10 protein-coding genes and 2 pseudogenes are annotated in these 15095 nt (G+C 51.1%); 7 read left to right on the forward strand and 5 right to left on the reverse strand.

The features are described 5' to 3' along the window. Positions 1 to 362 precede the first annotated feature (362 nt). The 7 genes and pseudogenes from ABDK09_17625 (at position 363) to ABDK09_17655 (ending at position 10051) form a co-directional block, all read left to right on the forward strand. On the forward strand, positions 363 to 575 hold the full coding sequence (locus ABDK09_17625; GenBank protein XAW88807.1) for a cold-shock protein: 213 nt from the start codon (positions 363 to 365) through the stop codon (positions 573 to 575). 559 nt (positions 576 to 1134) lie between these two features. Further along, positions 1135 to 1284, forward strand: coding sequence for an adenosine deaminase (locus tag ABDK09_17630; GenBank protein XAW88808.1), 150 nt, complete (start codon positions 1135 to 1137; stop codon positions 1282 to 1284). Positions 1285 to 1498: 214 nt separating this feature from the next. After that, positions 1499 to 2470, forward strand: a complete 972-nt coding sequence (locus tag ABDK09_17635) for a LysR substrate-binding domain-containing protein (GenBank protein ID XAW88809.1) — start codon at positions 1499 to 1501, stop codon at positions 2468 to 2470. A 765-nt stretch (positions 2471 to 3235) separates the two neighbouring features. Beyond that, positions 3236 to 4619: pseudogene (locus ABDK09_17640) on the forward strand (TolC family protein). 2 nt (positions 4620 to 4621) lie between these two features. After that, positions 4622 to 6334 carry an efflux RND transporter periplasmic adaptor subunit gene (locus ABDK09_17645; GenBank protein XAW88810.1) on the forward strand — a complete coding sequence of 571 codons (1713 nt, stop codon included), beginning with the start codon at positions 4622 to 4624 and terminating at the stop codon, positions 6332 to 6334. Next, positions 6331 to 9521 (forward strand): annotated as a pseudogene (locus ABDK09_17650) (efflux RND transporter permease subunit). Before ABDK09_17645 ends, ABDK09_17650 begins: the two are co-directional and overlap by 4 nt. Positions 9522 to 9523: 2 nt before the next feature. Continuing rightward, complete coding sequence (locus ABDK09_17655; protein XAW88811.1) at positions 9524 to 10051, forward strand: cupredoxin family protein; 528 nt, start codon at positions 9524 to 9526, stop codon at positions 10049 to 10051. A gap of 130 nt (positions 10052 to 10181) precedes the next feature. On the opposite strand, the gene arsC is transcribed toward ABDK09_17655, so the two are convergent. From arsC to ABDK09_17680, 5 genes are all read right to left on the reverse strand, one after another. Beyond that, on the reverse strand, positions 10182 to 10598 hold the full coding sequence (gene arsC, locus ABDK09_17660; GenBank protein ID XAW88812.1) for an arsenate reductase (glutaredoxin): 417 nt from the start codon (positions 10596 to 10598) through the stop codon (positions 10182 to 10184). Beyond that, positions 10595 to 11641 (reverse strand): ACR3 family arsenite efflux transporter, encoded by a 1047-nt coding sequence (gene arsB / locus ABDK09_17665; GenBank protein ID XAW88813.1) that lies wholly within the window; start codon positions 11639 to 11641, stop codon positions 10595 to 10597. The genes arsC and arsB overlap by 4 nt, the downstream gene beginning before the upstream one ends. A gap of 10 nt (positions 11642 to 11651) precedes the next feature. Then, the gene (arsH, locus tag ABDK09_17670; GenBank protein XAW88814.1) at positions 11652 to 12356 is read right to left on the reverse strand and encodes an arsenical resistance protein ArsH; all 705 of its coding nucleotides are present in this window, start codon (positions 12354 to 12356) and stop codon (positions 11652 to 11654) included. A gap of 311 nt (positions 12357 to 12667) precedes the next feature. Beyond that, the gene (locus ABDK09_17675) at positions 12668 to 14698 is read right to left on the reverse strand and encodes a membrane-bound PQQ-dependent dehydrogenase, glucose/quinate/shikimate family (protein XAW88815.1); all 2031 of its coding nucleotides are present in this window, start codon (positions 14696 to 14698) and stop codon (positions 12668 to 12670) included. A 43-nt stretch (positions 14699 to 14741) separates the two neighbouring features. After that, on the reverse strand, positions 14742 to 15095 hold the full coding sequence (locus ABDK09_17680) for a hypothetical protein (GenBank protein ID XAW88816.1): 354 nt from the start codon (positions 15093 to 15095) through the stop codon (positions 14742 to 14744).

Genomic DNA, 15095 nt, shown 5'->3' on the forward strand with positions numbered 1-15095 from the left:
GTGCGGCATTCTGAATCTTTTATGCCCGGCTAGCAACAACTAATCACAGGCTATATCAGCAGGCCTGGCTGCGATGCAGTCGCGAGGTACTCAAGCAAGCACATTTATTGATCGCCATAACATTACGAAAAATTAAATTAGGCGGTGATAAAATAACTCTGGTGATTGCCTGAACTGTGTGTATAATGCCGTTAGCTCTCACGTAGGAGCTATTAATGAAACATTTAGTACAAGTTTTTTCTCAGACATCTTTCGATACCCTTCGTATAAGCACCTGCGACAACTTTTCTTCATACGACATCAATAGCTTTCGTAGTCAGCGTCAATTAACTATTGTAAAAATTTAAAATTCAGAGGTATTTATGTCTGGTAAAATGACTGGTTCAGTAAAATGGTTCAACGAAACTAAAGGTTTCGGTTTTATTTCTCAAGACAACGGCGGCAGTGACGTATTCGTTCACTTCAACTCAATCGTTGCTGACGGCTTCAAAACTCTGGCTGAAGGTCAGAAAGTAAGCTTCAACGTTGAAGATGGCAAAAAAGGCCCTCAAGCAACTCAAGTAACTCCGCTGTAAGCATTACTTGGACGTGGCCTGACGACAGGCCGCGTCAAAATCTCCTGACTCTGCCCCGTACTGCCCTCTCCTTTATTCCGCTACATTTCATCCGATTTACTCTTATCTTAATTACAGGAAATTAATGTCCAGAAGAACATCCAGGCAACGCCACTGGTATCAGTTGTTACGCCAACAGAAAACCAACACCAAACCCGCACCTCATCAGCCACACTAATTGATTCGCTCAATCTGATTTATTCACTCAGCCTACGTTGATTAGCGTAACCTAATTCATTAAGTTAACTTATGTTGATGAAGTTAACCGGCGCTTATTAATTTAACAAAATCAGTTTGCTGACCGGTTAGCGCTTGTTTTCTTGCGGTATTACTACCCAAAACTGACCGCCCGCTTAACCTTGTAGCCAATAATGCCGCTATTAGATCTGAGAGCGCTGTTCACAAATCAGTGCAACTGAAACTCATTTCTCCAACACTTGTCATAGTGTTGAGAAATTAAAAATGTTGCAGCCAGAATTTCAGCTAACATCACACTATCGCAACCCAAAAGGATATTGGTATGGCCCGACCGTCAAAGAAAACTCCACCGACTAAACATGACAGCAGCGAAACTGAAGAAACACCGAAAAAGTTAAGTGAGCATCAAACCCGCCGTCGCATCGAGGATATTCTCGAACAACGCGAGTTTGACAAGCAATTTGACATGTAGGTCAGCCCGCTGCAGCAGGAAAATCGTTGCTCTGCTTTTCTGCCCGTCTTACACTGCGGCCCATTAACGCCTACTGCGTAACGGCTTGATATACCTCAATACACTCACAATTCTAGAGAATAAGGTATACTAAGCGCCTGATGGAGGCATTCCATACAGGCTTATATCGCTCAAGTGAACGTTACGTCATCGTTTTGTAGCCCGGGAGTACATAATGAAGCTGCAGCAATTACGCTATATCCGTGAGATACAGCGCAATGGTTATAATATTTCTCTAACTTCAGACAAGCTGTTTACCTCGCAACCGGGAATCAGTAAACAAGTCGCTTTATTAGAAGACGAACTTGGCGTGCAAATTTTTGAGCGTCAAGGCAAACATTTGTCCGGACCGACCGAAATAGGCAAGCAGATCATTCACGAAGCCAGCCAGATGCTGGAAATCGAAGAGCGGATTAAAGCCCTTTCTGCCAGTGTCACCTCACCGGATATGGGTCGCCTTAACGTCTATACTACTAACGCGATTGCCAAATTTCTGTTGCCGCAAACCGTGCAGCATTTCATGAAAAAATACCCTAAAGTCGCACTGCATATGGGAACCATAGAGCCAGAAACCCGGGGTAATGCCCTGCCGATCGGTCCCTATGACTTTTCTATCGTTGCACAAGATATTGACGAGCAGACTGACCTGGCTATTTTGCCGGCTTACAAATGGTCGCTGGCACTGATTATTCCGTCCGGTCATCCTCTTGCCAAAGAGCAGAACATCACGCTGGAACAACTGGCTAACGAGAAACTGATCAGCTACGAGCTGAAATCAACCGGACGCAGCGCTATCGACAGCGCCTTTGCTAAAGCGGGTCTGACGCCGAATTACGTAGTAACCGCTATGGATGCAGAAGTCATCAAAGAGTACGTTAGCCTTGGGGTCGGCCTGGGTATCATCGCCTCGGTAGCAACCCACCAAATCAGCGACTCGATTACAGTACGCTCTCTGGAAGGCCTGATACCTGACTGTTATGCCTGGATTTGCTACAACAAAAATATCTATCTGCAGCATTACATGTACGAGTTTATCGAAAAATTTGCACCGCATCTGACCCGTACCATCATTCAGAACACCGCTCATTTATCAAAAACGGCGATGATGCAGTATTTCGATGAACGTCAGCTTATGACTTATCAATAGTCTGCTTAACGCATAGCATGCCAATCTCACAGGTTATCTGTAAGCCAACACTAACCTGTGAGCCTTTTTATATATATGCCATATATTGATTAATGATGTGAAATTTTTCTGCCTCTTTTTATTGACCTTTCCCCTAGGGGAAGCTCTATACTGAGGACAATACAGCGTTCACTGAAGACATTATGCGACTATCCATAACCCAGACTCTTTGGATTACATTACTGACACTGGCATCTTTGCTTGTGTCTGGTTTTGTCTCCGCGTCGGTGGGGATGGACGCATCAATGCAACACCGACCGTTACAACCCTCGCATGAGATGATGATCTCGTGTAGCAGCCAGAGCTCAATGCCCGCTCCGGTTCATCATGCAATGGGGCCAGAGATGCCACAGCATCACAGTATGACTGTGTCACACATGAGCCAATCAGAAGCAGATACCGATAGCGTTCACTCCGCATCTTGCGACAGTGCGAACAATATAGATATGGGCCACACGTGTTGTGATACTACCTGCACCAACGTACCTGCTGTTTTATCTGGATTCTGTGCTATTTCATTTTTGTCCAGCGTGATGATGGTTGCTCCAGCCACAGCGACCGGCAGTATTATTAACCGAGTTCAGACCCTCTACCGCCCCCCGATAGCTTAATCCCGACTGATCCTTTTGGTCTTCGCACTGTAGTGCGAAGGAAGATTCGTGCGCAATGACTGCAGCTCCCACTTGAGCTTTAACGTCAGCGATGCGCCCAGTTGTGGATTACCCCATGAATATCAAACCATGCCTTTTAGCACTGTCCATCAGTGCCAGTGGCTGGGTGACGGCACCTGTATACGCTGCGCAGACAGCATCATCAGCCGTCACCACAGCGACAAACAATACGCTCACTCAACTGATTGAGGCAGCGCTGGTCAGCGATAACATTCGACGCCAGTTTTATACCGAAGCTGAGGCGATGCGCGAAACCGGCGTTGCCCGCTCTACCCTGATGGATCCAAAACTCAGAGTGGGTGTCACCGGGCTACCGGTCGATAGTTTCGAGTTTGACCAAGATCCGATGACCAATATTTCACTGGGCATCATGCAACAATTCGAACGCGGCGACACACTCGCTTTGCAGCAAACCCAGGCAAACCATCAGGCACAAGGACTGGAAGTGCGGGTTCAGGCCCGTGAAACAGGACATCATCAATAGCCTTACCTCTGTCTGGCTGGAGCTGGGTTATCAACAAACCGCCTATCACATCATGCAGCAAAACCGGCATTTACTGACCGATATGGAACGGTTTATCCAGACCAACTACGGCATCGGTAAAAGCGAAGCTCAGGATCTGCTTAACGCCCAATTACAAGTGTCACGCCTGGACGAAAAGCTGCAGGCCAATCAGCAGATGCAACAAAAACTGACCGCACAGTTATCTGAATGGTTGGGTACTGACTGGCTCAGTCACTCTCGTCAGCTTGAAGCCAGTAATCAGCTCGACTGGTCTTATCTGGAACAATGGCTGACGACCGCTGCCACATCACAACATTACTACGCAGAGCTCAGCCGCCACCCCAACATACGCCTGATTGATAGTGCCATTGACGCTCGCCGTACTCAGGTCGACATCGCCCGTGAAGCGTATTCACCGCAGTTCGGGGTTGAGGTGATGTATGCGTACCGTCAGTCCAATGACATGCGAGGTGAACCCGCGTCCGATCTGGTCAGCGCGTATCTGACCATGGATTTGCCGCTGTTCACCGGCAACCGACAGGACCGTAACTTGTCTGCAGCCCAGTATCAGGTTGGCGCTGCGCAAGCGCAAAAAGACACCTTGTTGATGCAGATGAATGCCAAAGTCAATGCGCTTCTCGTCGAGCGCGACAATCTCACCCAGCGACTACAACGTTATCAGTCCACCTTGTTACCTCAGGCGACAGCACGAGTGAAAGCGGTCGAGCGCGGCTATCAGAATAATACCGCACAGTTTAATGATGTGATTATGGCCAGCAGTGATGAACTCGCCCTTCAGCTTGAATATCAGCGCCTGCTGACCGACCTGAACCAGGTGAACAACAACCTCGCGGCGCTGCTCAGTCGCTACCCGTACAAGGTCACACAGCCAGAACTGGCCATTAATCCAGCCCAACAGCAACAAGGTAAGTAATAATGAAAACAATTCAGGCAACGACAATCGCGCTCGTCATCGGTGCAGCGTTGGGATACGGAGTCCAGTCGTGGATAGGTAACGGCCACGACAGTTCAGGCGCACAAGCAAGCAGTGCCAGCAACGAACCTCTGTACTGGGTGGCACCAATGGATCCGAACTACAAACGGGATAAGCCGGGCAAATCACCGATGGGTATGGATTTAATTCCGGTGTATGCCGAGGATCTGACCGGTGCCAAAGAAGCTCCGGGCACCGTCACTATCGATCCGGCGGTTGAAAATAACCTTGGAGTAAAAACCACGCAGGTACAGCTCAGTCCGTTGTCGCCGAGTATCGAAACCGTCGGTTATATCGGATTTGATGAGAGCCGACTGTGGCAGACCAACGTGCGGGTTGCAGGCTGGGTTGAGCAGTTGAACGTCAATGCAGTCGGCGATCAAGTCCAAAAAGACGATGTGTTATTCACGCTTTATTCTCCCGAATTAATCAAAGCACAGGAAGAGCTGATTAACGCTTATCGGACCGGCCGCAGTGGTTTAGTCAAAGGGGCGACCGATCGTCTCATCACCCTCGGCGTCGACCGGGAGCAAATCCAATCCATTGTCCGACGTGGAAAAGCCTCTGATTTCATTGAGGTCAAAGCCAAAGCCGATGGTGTTATCGCCAGTCTCAATATTCGTCAAGGCGGATATCTGCAACCGGCTCAGGCCGTGATTAGCGCAGGTCCGCTGAACGAAGTTTGGGTCGATGCCGAAGTATTTGAGCGCCAGTCGCATTGGGTCAAATCCGGCAGTAAAGCACTCATGACACTGGACGCCTTGCCAGGAGAGCAATGGCAGGGAGAAGTCGATTATGTCTATCCGATTCTCGACCCGCAAACCCGTACTCTGCGCCTTAGACTCAAATTTGCCAATCCGCACGGTGAACTCAAACCGAACATGTTTGCCAACATCACCTTGCAGCCGATGACCGAAGAATCGGTCCTGACCATTCCGTCTTCAGCGGTTATCCGCTCCGGCGGCATGACCCGGGTGGTATTAGCGCTGGGAGAAGGTAAATACCGCTCTGCACGGATTGAAACCGGGCACGAAGCCGGCGGCAACACCGAAGTGCTGCAAGGACTGACGCAGCAAGACAGGATTGTCACCTCCGCTCACTTCCTGCTTGATTCCGAATCAAGTCAATCGGCTGATCTGGCACGCATCAACGGCGTGGATAGTAAGGCCCAAAATACCGAACGGGTCTGGGCCAAAGGGGAAGTCACGGATGTGATGGCCGGGCACGGCATGGTCACCATTATTCACCAACCAGTACCAGAGTGGAACTGGCCGGGCATGACGATGAATTTCAATCTGGCCGCAGGCCTTGACGCGGCGCAGTTACAACCAGGCCAGGCGATTGAGTTTGAATTACAAAAAACCGCAGATGGCGGCTATGAAATTCTCGATTACAAAGCGGACGACAGTGTATTGGCAGCAGAAGTGTGGATACGCGGCAATATCAGCATGCTGATGGCCGACTTTGGTATGGTCACGGTGAATCACGAAGCGGTTACAGAGTGGAACTGGCAAGCCGGTGAAATGAACTTTAGCGTCGGCAACGACGTCGATCTGAGCGGTTTAGAAGAAGGCGACAGCGTTCGGTTTCTGGTCGCTAAAAAAGGAGCCGATTTCGCTCTGAAGATGATTGAAAAAGCCGGAGGCGAGCAATGATCAATGCCATTATCCGCTGGTCACTCAACAATCGTCTGCTGGTGCTGATTGCCACCATAGCTCTGGTTTCTGGGCGGTTTGTACAGTGTCAAAAACACTCCGGTTGATGCCCTGCCTGATCTGTCTGATGTGCAGGTCATCATTAAAACCAGCTATCCGGGTCAGGCGCCGCAGGTGGTGGAAGATCAGGTCACTTACCCGCTGACGACTGCCATGCTGGCGGTGCCGGGGGCGGTCACCGTGCGCGGTTATTCGTTCTTTGGCGACTCGTATGTGTACATCATTTTCAACGATCAGACTGACATGTACTGGGCACGCTCACGCGTGCTTGAATACCTCAGTCAAGTAGCACCACGCCTGCCGGACAACGCCAAACCGACTCTCGGCCCGGATGCCACCGGTGTCGGCTGGGTGTACAACTATGTTCTGCAGGATAAAACCGGCCAGCACGACCTGGCTCAGCTACGCAGCCTGCAGGACTGGTTTCTGAAGTATGAACTGCAGACTGTGTCCGGAGTGTCGGAAGTGGCTACGGTCGGCGGTATGGTCAAGCAGTATCAGATTCAGATCGACCCGGCCAAACTGCGCGCTTATAACCTGACATTGCAACAGGTCAATACCGCGATCAAAAACGGTAATCAGGAAACCGGCGCATCGGTGATTGAAGTCGCAGAAGCGGAACATATGGTGCGTACAACCGGTTATCTGTCGGGTATCGAAGATATCCAGGCCCTGCCGCTTAAAGTGACCAGTAAGGGAACCCCTTTGTTGCTCGGTGATATTGCCGATATTACCCTTGGCCCGCAAATGCGTCGTGGCATCTCGGAGCTGAACGGAGAAGGCGAAGCCGTGGGCGCGGTGATTGTCATGCGCTACGGTGAGAACGCCAGTCAGGTGATTGCCAATGTCAAACAGAAACTGGCCGAACTGCAACGCAGCCTGCCGGATGGTGTCGAAATTGTGCCGACCTATGACCGCTCTACTCTGATCAATTCCGCCGTCGAGAAACCTGTGGAAGAAGCTGGCAGAAGAGTTCATCGTAGTGGCTATTGTCTGTGCCCTGTTCCTGTTCCACATCCGCTCATCTCTGGTCATTGCTATCAGTCTGCCGATCGGCATTTTGTCGGCATTCATCGTCATGCACTGGCAGGGGATCAACGCCAATATCATGTCGCTGGGCGGTATTGCGATTGCGATTGGTGCCATGGTGGATGGGGCGATCGTGATGATCGAAAACGTGCACAAGCATATTGAACGTACCCCGCTTAACGATCAGAACCGCTGGCAAGTGATTGGCGATGCGGCACAGGAAGTCGGCCCGCCACTGTTTTTCTCGCTGCTGATCATTACCCTGAGCTTTGTACCGGTTTTTGCCTTAGAAGGTCAGGAAGGGAAAATGTTCTCGCCCCTCGCCTTCACAAAAACCTATGCCATGGCGGCTTCGGCTGGTCTGGCGATTACGCTGGTTCCTGTGCTGATGGGCTATTTCATTCGCGGTAACGTACTGCCCGAACATAAAAATCCGGTCAACCGCGGCTTAGTCGGACTGTACCGCCCGCTGCTTAACCTCAGCCTGCGTTACCCAAAGACAATGATTACCTTTGCCGTGGTACTGATGCTGTCAGCCTACTATCCGGCCAGCAAGCTGGGCAGTGAATTTATTCCGCCACTGGATGAAGGCGATCTGATGTATATGCCAACCACGTATCCGGGCATCTCGATTGGTAAAGCGCGTGAATTACTGCAGCAAACCAACAAGTTGATTAAAACCGTGCCGGAAGTGGCTACCGTGTGGGGCAAGATCGGCCGCGCCGAAACCGCCACAGACCCTGCACCGCTGACCATGCTGGAAACCGTGATTCAGCTAAAACCTAAATCACAATGGCGGCCAGGTGTAACCACCGACTCATTACGCAAAGAGTTCGATAGTCTGGTGCAGTTCCCTGGCCTGACCAATGCCTGGGTAATGCCAATCAAAACTCGTATCGACATGCTGGCGACCGGAATCAAAACCCCGATTGGTATCAAAATCGTCGGTCCGGAGCTGGCAACTATCGAGAAGATTGGCGCACAGATTGAGCCCATACTCAATCAGATCAACGGCACTGCTTCTGTCTACGCCGAACGCGTTGCCGGTGGACGCTATGTCACAGTGGATATCAAACGCCGGGCTGCCGCGCGTTACGGACTGAATATCAAAGATGTTCAGCAGGTTATCTCCACTGCGGTAGGCGGTATGAACGTTGGTGAAACGGTCGAAGGGCTGGAACGCTATCCGATTAACGTGCGTTATCCGCAGGATTATCGTGACTCGGTGGTGAAATTGCAGAACCTGCCACTTGTTACGCCAAGCGGCGCGCGTATTGCCCTGGCTGATGTCGCCGATATCCGCTACGAAGACGGACCACCGATGATCAAAACCGAAAATGCGCGCCCGAATGGCTGGGTGTTCGTCGACATTGAAGGACGCGATCTTGGCTCATACGTCACCGAAGCGCAGCAGGTTATTGCTCAGCAACTGACTCTGCCACCGGGTTATGCCTTGGCTTGGGCGGGTCAGTATGAGTACATGCAGCGCGCTAAAGACAGGCTCAGTATCGTGGTACCAGTCACACTGACCATCATCATGTTGCTGCTCTACTTCAGCTTCCGCCGCCTTGGGGAAGTGCTGATCATCATGGCAACACTGCCGCTGGCGATGGTCGGCGGGTTATGGCTGATGCACCTGCTCGGCTACAACCTGTCGATTGCGGTCGGGGTCGGCTTTATTGCTCTGGCCGGTGTCGCGGTGGAAATCGGCGTCATCATGCTGGTCTATCTCAATCAGGCCTGGCACTACGCCAAAATCGATGCCGAGCAAAAACAGCACCTCCCAGACAGTGAAGAACTAAACCGAGCCATCCGCGAAGGCGCCGGATTACGCGTGCGCCCGGTCATGATGACCGTACTGACCGTGATCATAGGCCTGGTGCCGATTATGTACGGTCAGGGCACCGGCTCAGAAGTGATGCAACGCATTGCCGCTCCGATGATCGGCGGAATGGCATCGGCGCTGCTGTTAACTCTGCTGATCATCCCGGCTATTTTCCGGTTGTGGAAACAGCGGGAACTTAAACAATCTCAGACCATTCAACCTAGTTCAACCCAACAGGTCGTTGTTAACAATGACTCAGACATAAGGAAATAACGATGAAGACTCTCGCTCTGGCAATCACACTTGGCCTGACTTCCTGGTATGCACTGGCCAGTAACGATACTGTTCACACTGGTATGGACCACAATGCAATGATGACGGATAACAGCAAAATGAACCACTCGGCCATGATGAATATGGACGGTATGTCTGCGGTCGGCATGCCGGCCCAAGGCGCCAAGCCAGATAAGGTGGTACATGTCCTGCTCTCCGATGATATGAAAGTCACGTTCAAGAAAGACGTCGATATTGAGCCCAATGACGTGGTGCAGTTTGTCATCATGAATACCGGCAAGATGGACCATGAATTTTCCATCGGCTCAGCCGCTGAACAACTCAAGCATCGTGAAATGATGAAAGGTATGAATGATCATCATATGCACGATTCCGGCAGTACCGTGACCGTACAACCAGGGAAGGCAAAGCAGTTGATGTGGCATTTTCACGGTGACAGCGATGTCGAATTTGCCTGCAATATTCCTGGCCATGCTGAGGCAGGGATGGTGAAGAAAGTAGCGCTTTGATACGCAAAGGAAGCTGTCAGGTTACAGATAGCGTGAAATAAAAAACCGCCCTGACGCCAATAAGAGGCCCAGGGCGGTTTTGTTTGTCTCTAGTCAACGGGGAAACTGACCCGCGGTGACGCAACCGCACTTATACGCGGTTGCCTTGCTCATCAATGATCAGCTCACCGTCTTCTTTATACAGCGGGCCTGGTGGCCATTGCTCGAGCAGATCCAGTACCTGTTCACTCGGGCGACACAGCTTAACGCCTTTCTCACTGCATACGATCGGGCGGTTAACCAACACCGGATGCTCCAGCATGGCTGCCAGAATCTGCTCGTCGCTAACGCCTTCTTCCATCAGACCCAGCTCTTTAGCCGGCGACTTACTGGTGCGCAGCGCACTTTTCGGTGTCAGGTTGGCAGCGGCAAACAACGCCAGCAACTGCGGGCGGGTCCAGCCCTCATTAAGATACTCGATCACTTCCGGCTTATAGCCAGCTTGTTCAATAATGCTCAGCACATTACGTGATGTGCCACATTCAGGATTGTGGTGAATTACGATCATTTTGATTGCTCCGAAGATGCAGTAACAGGACCAAACCAATGGCGGGTGCGATTGGCAAACCAGACCAGAGACAGCATAACCGGCACTTCCACCAGCACGCCAACCACGGTTGCCAGGGCCGCGCCCGAGTGCAGTCCGAACAGAGAGACGGCAACGGCGACCGCCAGTTCAAAGAAATTCGATGTGCCAATCATGCAGGCCGGTGCAGCAACATTGTGCGGTAATTGCATGCGCTTCGCCGCCCAGTAAGCAATGGCAAAGATGCTGTAAGTCTGAATCAGCAGTGGAATCGCGATGAGCAGAATGGCTTCCGGACGCTGCAATATGGTTTCAGCCTGGAAACCAAACAACAGCACAACCGTTGCCAGCAGGCCGACAATCGACCACGGTTTCATTGTGGCAAGAAAGCTGTTAAGCCGTGAGTGGTCATTGGCTTTATCCAGTTTCTGGCGCGCAAAGGCACCTGCCAGCAGCGGGATCAGAACATACAGTACCACTGACAACAGCAGCGTATCCCACGGTACGGTAATATCAGTCACCCCGAGCAGGAAGCCGGCGATCGGTGCAAAGGCAAAAATCATGATGATGTCATTAATCGACACCTGTACCAGAGTGTAGTTGGCATCGCCTTTGGTCAGTTGACTCCAGACAAACACCATTGCAGTACAAGGCGCGACACCCAGCAAAATCATCCCGGCGATGTATTCACTCGCAGTTTGCGGGTCAACCCAGTCCGAGAACAGACCTTTGAAAAACAGCCAGCCCAGCAGCGCCATGGTAAACGGCTTAATCAGCCAGTTGATGACCAGAGTCAATACCAGCCCTTTCGGTTTTTTCCCCACATCCTTGATTGAGGAGAAGTCGATCTGCACCATCATCGGGAAGATCATCAGCCAGATCAGCAGCGCAATCACGATGTTCACATGCGCATATTCCAGCCCGGCGATGGCGGCAAACACATCTGGCGCCACACTGCCTAACGCAATACCACCAATAATTGCTAAACCGACCCAAACAGTCAGATAACGTTCAAAAAGTCCCATCGATTTGCTCCTAAATCTCTTTTTGGTTAACGCGCTGCATCAGTTGCTCAGCACTTTCAACCCGCTCTGAATATCGATCCACCAGATAATCACTGTTGTCACGCGTCAACCAGGTAAACTTCATCAGCTCTTCCATCACATCAACGATACGGTTGTAGTAACCCGACGGTTTCATCCGGCCTTCGTCATCAAACTCCAGAAACGCTTTTGCCACCGAAGACTGGTTCGGAATGGTGATCATCCGCATCCAGCGCCCTAAGACACGCAGTTGATTCACCGCATTAAACGATTGTGAACCGCCACATACCTGCATCACTGCCAGTGTTTTACCCTGGGTTGGGCGCACCGCACCGATTGAAAGCGGGATCCAGTCAATTTGTGCTTTCATGATGGCAGTCATAGAGCCATGCCGTTCCGGGGAACACCATACCTGCCCTTCTGACCAGGTGACCAGCTCACGCAACTCCGAGACTTTAGGGTGGCTCGCATCGACACTGTCCGGCAAAGGCAGACCTTGCGGATCAAAGACTTTCACTTCAGCACCCATGCTCTCAAGCAAACGTGCACACTCTTCCACCACCAGGCGACTGTATGAACGCTCTCGCAGTGAGCCGTACATGAGAAGAATACGCGGAGCGTGAGTTGAACGAGGAGCAGAAAGTTGCGATGGCTGGGGAAGATGAAACTGGGATTCATCGATATTAGGTAATGACATGGCGAATACCTTGGCCTAATGTTAGAGAGTCATAATAATAGTCAGTCGATATTGCATTTGGGCTGCGACAGCCAACAAACAAATGCGAAATACCGCATATATGGATTAGCATATATAAGATATATGACAAGTCAATGACAAAACCGTGACGGCCCGCCGATTACATCGCGATACCAGCCCCACTCTCCTCAAGCCTCTGGCCAATCCGTTTATATTCGCCGTCAGTAACCACAAAATAGCCAGGCAAAACAGACAAAAAAAGCCAACCGGTTAAGGTTGGCTTTGCTATCACTTCAACGATTCAGATGTGTTTAGTCATCCAATGCGTAAGCAATCACGTAGTCACCACGGTCTGGTGACTGACGTGCGCCACCGGCGGTAATGATGATGTACTGCTTACCGGTTTCTGGTGAAACATAGCTCATTGGTGTCGCGCCACTACCAACCGGCAGACGCGCTTTCCACACTGGCTCACCAGTCGCAGAGTCAAATGCACGCAGGTAGTAATCCTGAGTACCAGCCACAAATACCAGGCCACCCTGAGTCGCCAGCGTACCGCCCAGTGTTGGCAGGCCAATCGGAATCTGAGCTTTCATCTTAATACCGAACGGACCGGTATCCTGTACTGTACCCAGAGGCACTTGCCACACAACCTGACGAGTTTTCAGATCAATCGCAGACAGCGTACCAAATGGTGGTTTCTGACACGGAATACCCAGAGGTGACATAAAGCGGTTTTTGTTCACGGCATACGGCGTACCTTTCAGAGGCACCGCACCCATACCGGCGTTGACCGCTTCACCACCACTGCTTGCTTCCGCGTTGCTGGTATCTTGCTTAATCATTTGTACCCACAGACCCAGACGCATATCGTTCACAAATGCGTATTGGTTATTCGGGTCAAACGACATGCTGCCCCAGTTCATCCCGCCCAGAGAGCCAGGGAAGCTCAGTGACAGGTCAGTGCCCGGAACTGTGAACAGGCCATCGTAACGCATTGATTTGAATTGAATACGACAGATCAGTTGGTCAAATGGCGTTGCACCCCACATGTCCGACTCGGTCAGTGTTTGCGCACCAATTTGCGGCATACCTACCGAGAATGGCTGAGTTTCAGAGTACTGTTCGTTCGGGATATCACCGACTTTAACTTTACGCTCTTCCACTTTCGTCAGTGGCTGACCAGTCTGACGATCCAGCACGAAGATCTGACCGGCTTTAGTACCAACGATCACCGCAGGTTTAGTCGAACCGTCTTCCATCGGGAAATCGATCAGACTTGGCTGCATTGGAACGTCAAAGTCCCAAAGGTCGTTGTGAACTGTCTGGTATACCCACTTCTCTTTACCGGTTGTCGCATCCAGTGCCAGCACCGAGGTTGAGTATTTGTGGTCCAGCTCAGTACGGTTGGCCCCCCACAAGTCAACTGACGGGCTACCCATTGGGATAAACACGGTGTTCATCGCCGGATCATACGACATTGCTGACCATGAGTTAGCAGAGCTGCGTTTGTAGGTTTCACCTTCCTGCAGTTCTGCATTCGGGTTAGGGTTACGCGGGTCAAATGCCCAACGCATTTCACCAGTGTATGCGTCAAAACCACGCATAACACCACCAGGCATATCGGTTTGCACGTTATCGGCAACACGGCCGCCAATCACAATCGTGGTACCGGCCAAGGTCGGTGCCGCGGTCAGCTGATAAGTCGGATCTTCAGCATCACCCATGCCTTTTTTCAGATCAACCATACCGTTGTCACCAAAACTGGTACAAAGCTCACCGGTATTGGCATCCAGTTCAACCAGCTCGGCATTGATGGTGTTCATGATGATGCGTTGCTGACACTGAGATTCTGCCGCCACATCCATGGTTTTCACCGGAGTGGAACCAGGAACCGTTGGCTGCTGAACCGGACGCGTGGTATCAAAATAAGTCACACCACGACAGCGGTTCCAGACCTGTGCCTGAGCGTTAAACTCATGCTTCCAGATCTCTTTACCTGAATCGGCGTCTACCGCGATAACATTGTTGTGCGGCGTACACAGGAAGATACGGTTGCCCACTTGCAGTGGTGTTTGCTGATCTTCAGCACCGTTACCATTACTGTAGGCGATATCACCGGTGCGGTAAGTCCAGGCGACTTTCAGATCTTTAACGTTATCACGTGTGATCTGATCCAGCGCGACAAAACGGCTGCCTTCAACCGTGTTGCCATAGTGTTCCCAGTTTTTCTGCTGAGTTTCCTTGGTCACAGGGATCAGAGGTAACTCGCTGCCGTTATCAACCGTCGGGTGTGGCTGGAACATGCTGACCAGAGTTGCCACCATAGATACCAGAATCACACCAGCAACGGTAAAAGATGGCTTGCTGCAAGGCGACTTACTCTCACTGGCGCGCAGGAAACGGCCAGGTCACCAGAGCCAACATCATCAGGCCAGCAGGGACCATAAGACGTGAAACCAGCGGCCAGAAGTCAATGCCGACATCGGCTAAAGCCCAGATGAGTGTTCCGATGAAAACAAGACCAAAAACAGTCACGGCAGAGGAACGGACTCGGAAAAATTGAATGGCAGAAATAAGAGTGATGATACCGGCGATGAGGAAGTAAAGGCTACCTCCCAATGAGACTAGCTTGGCACCTGCTATAGTAAAGAACAGGCCAACACAAGCCAGGATAATCGCCATTAGCCAACTCCAAAGTTTTAACTTCGGTGTTGGCTGAACAGGTTTTTCAGGCAT

The organism is Vibrio sp. CDRSL-10 TSBA (genome assembly GCA_039696685.1).
Lineage (GTDB): Bacteria > Pseudomonadota > Gammaproteobacteria > Enterobacterales > Vibrionaceae > Vibrio.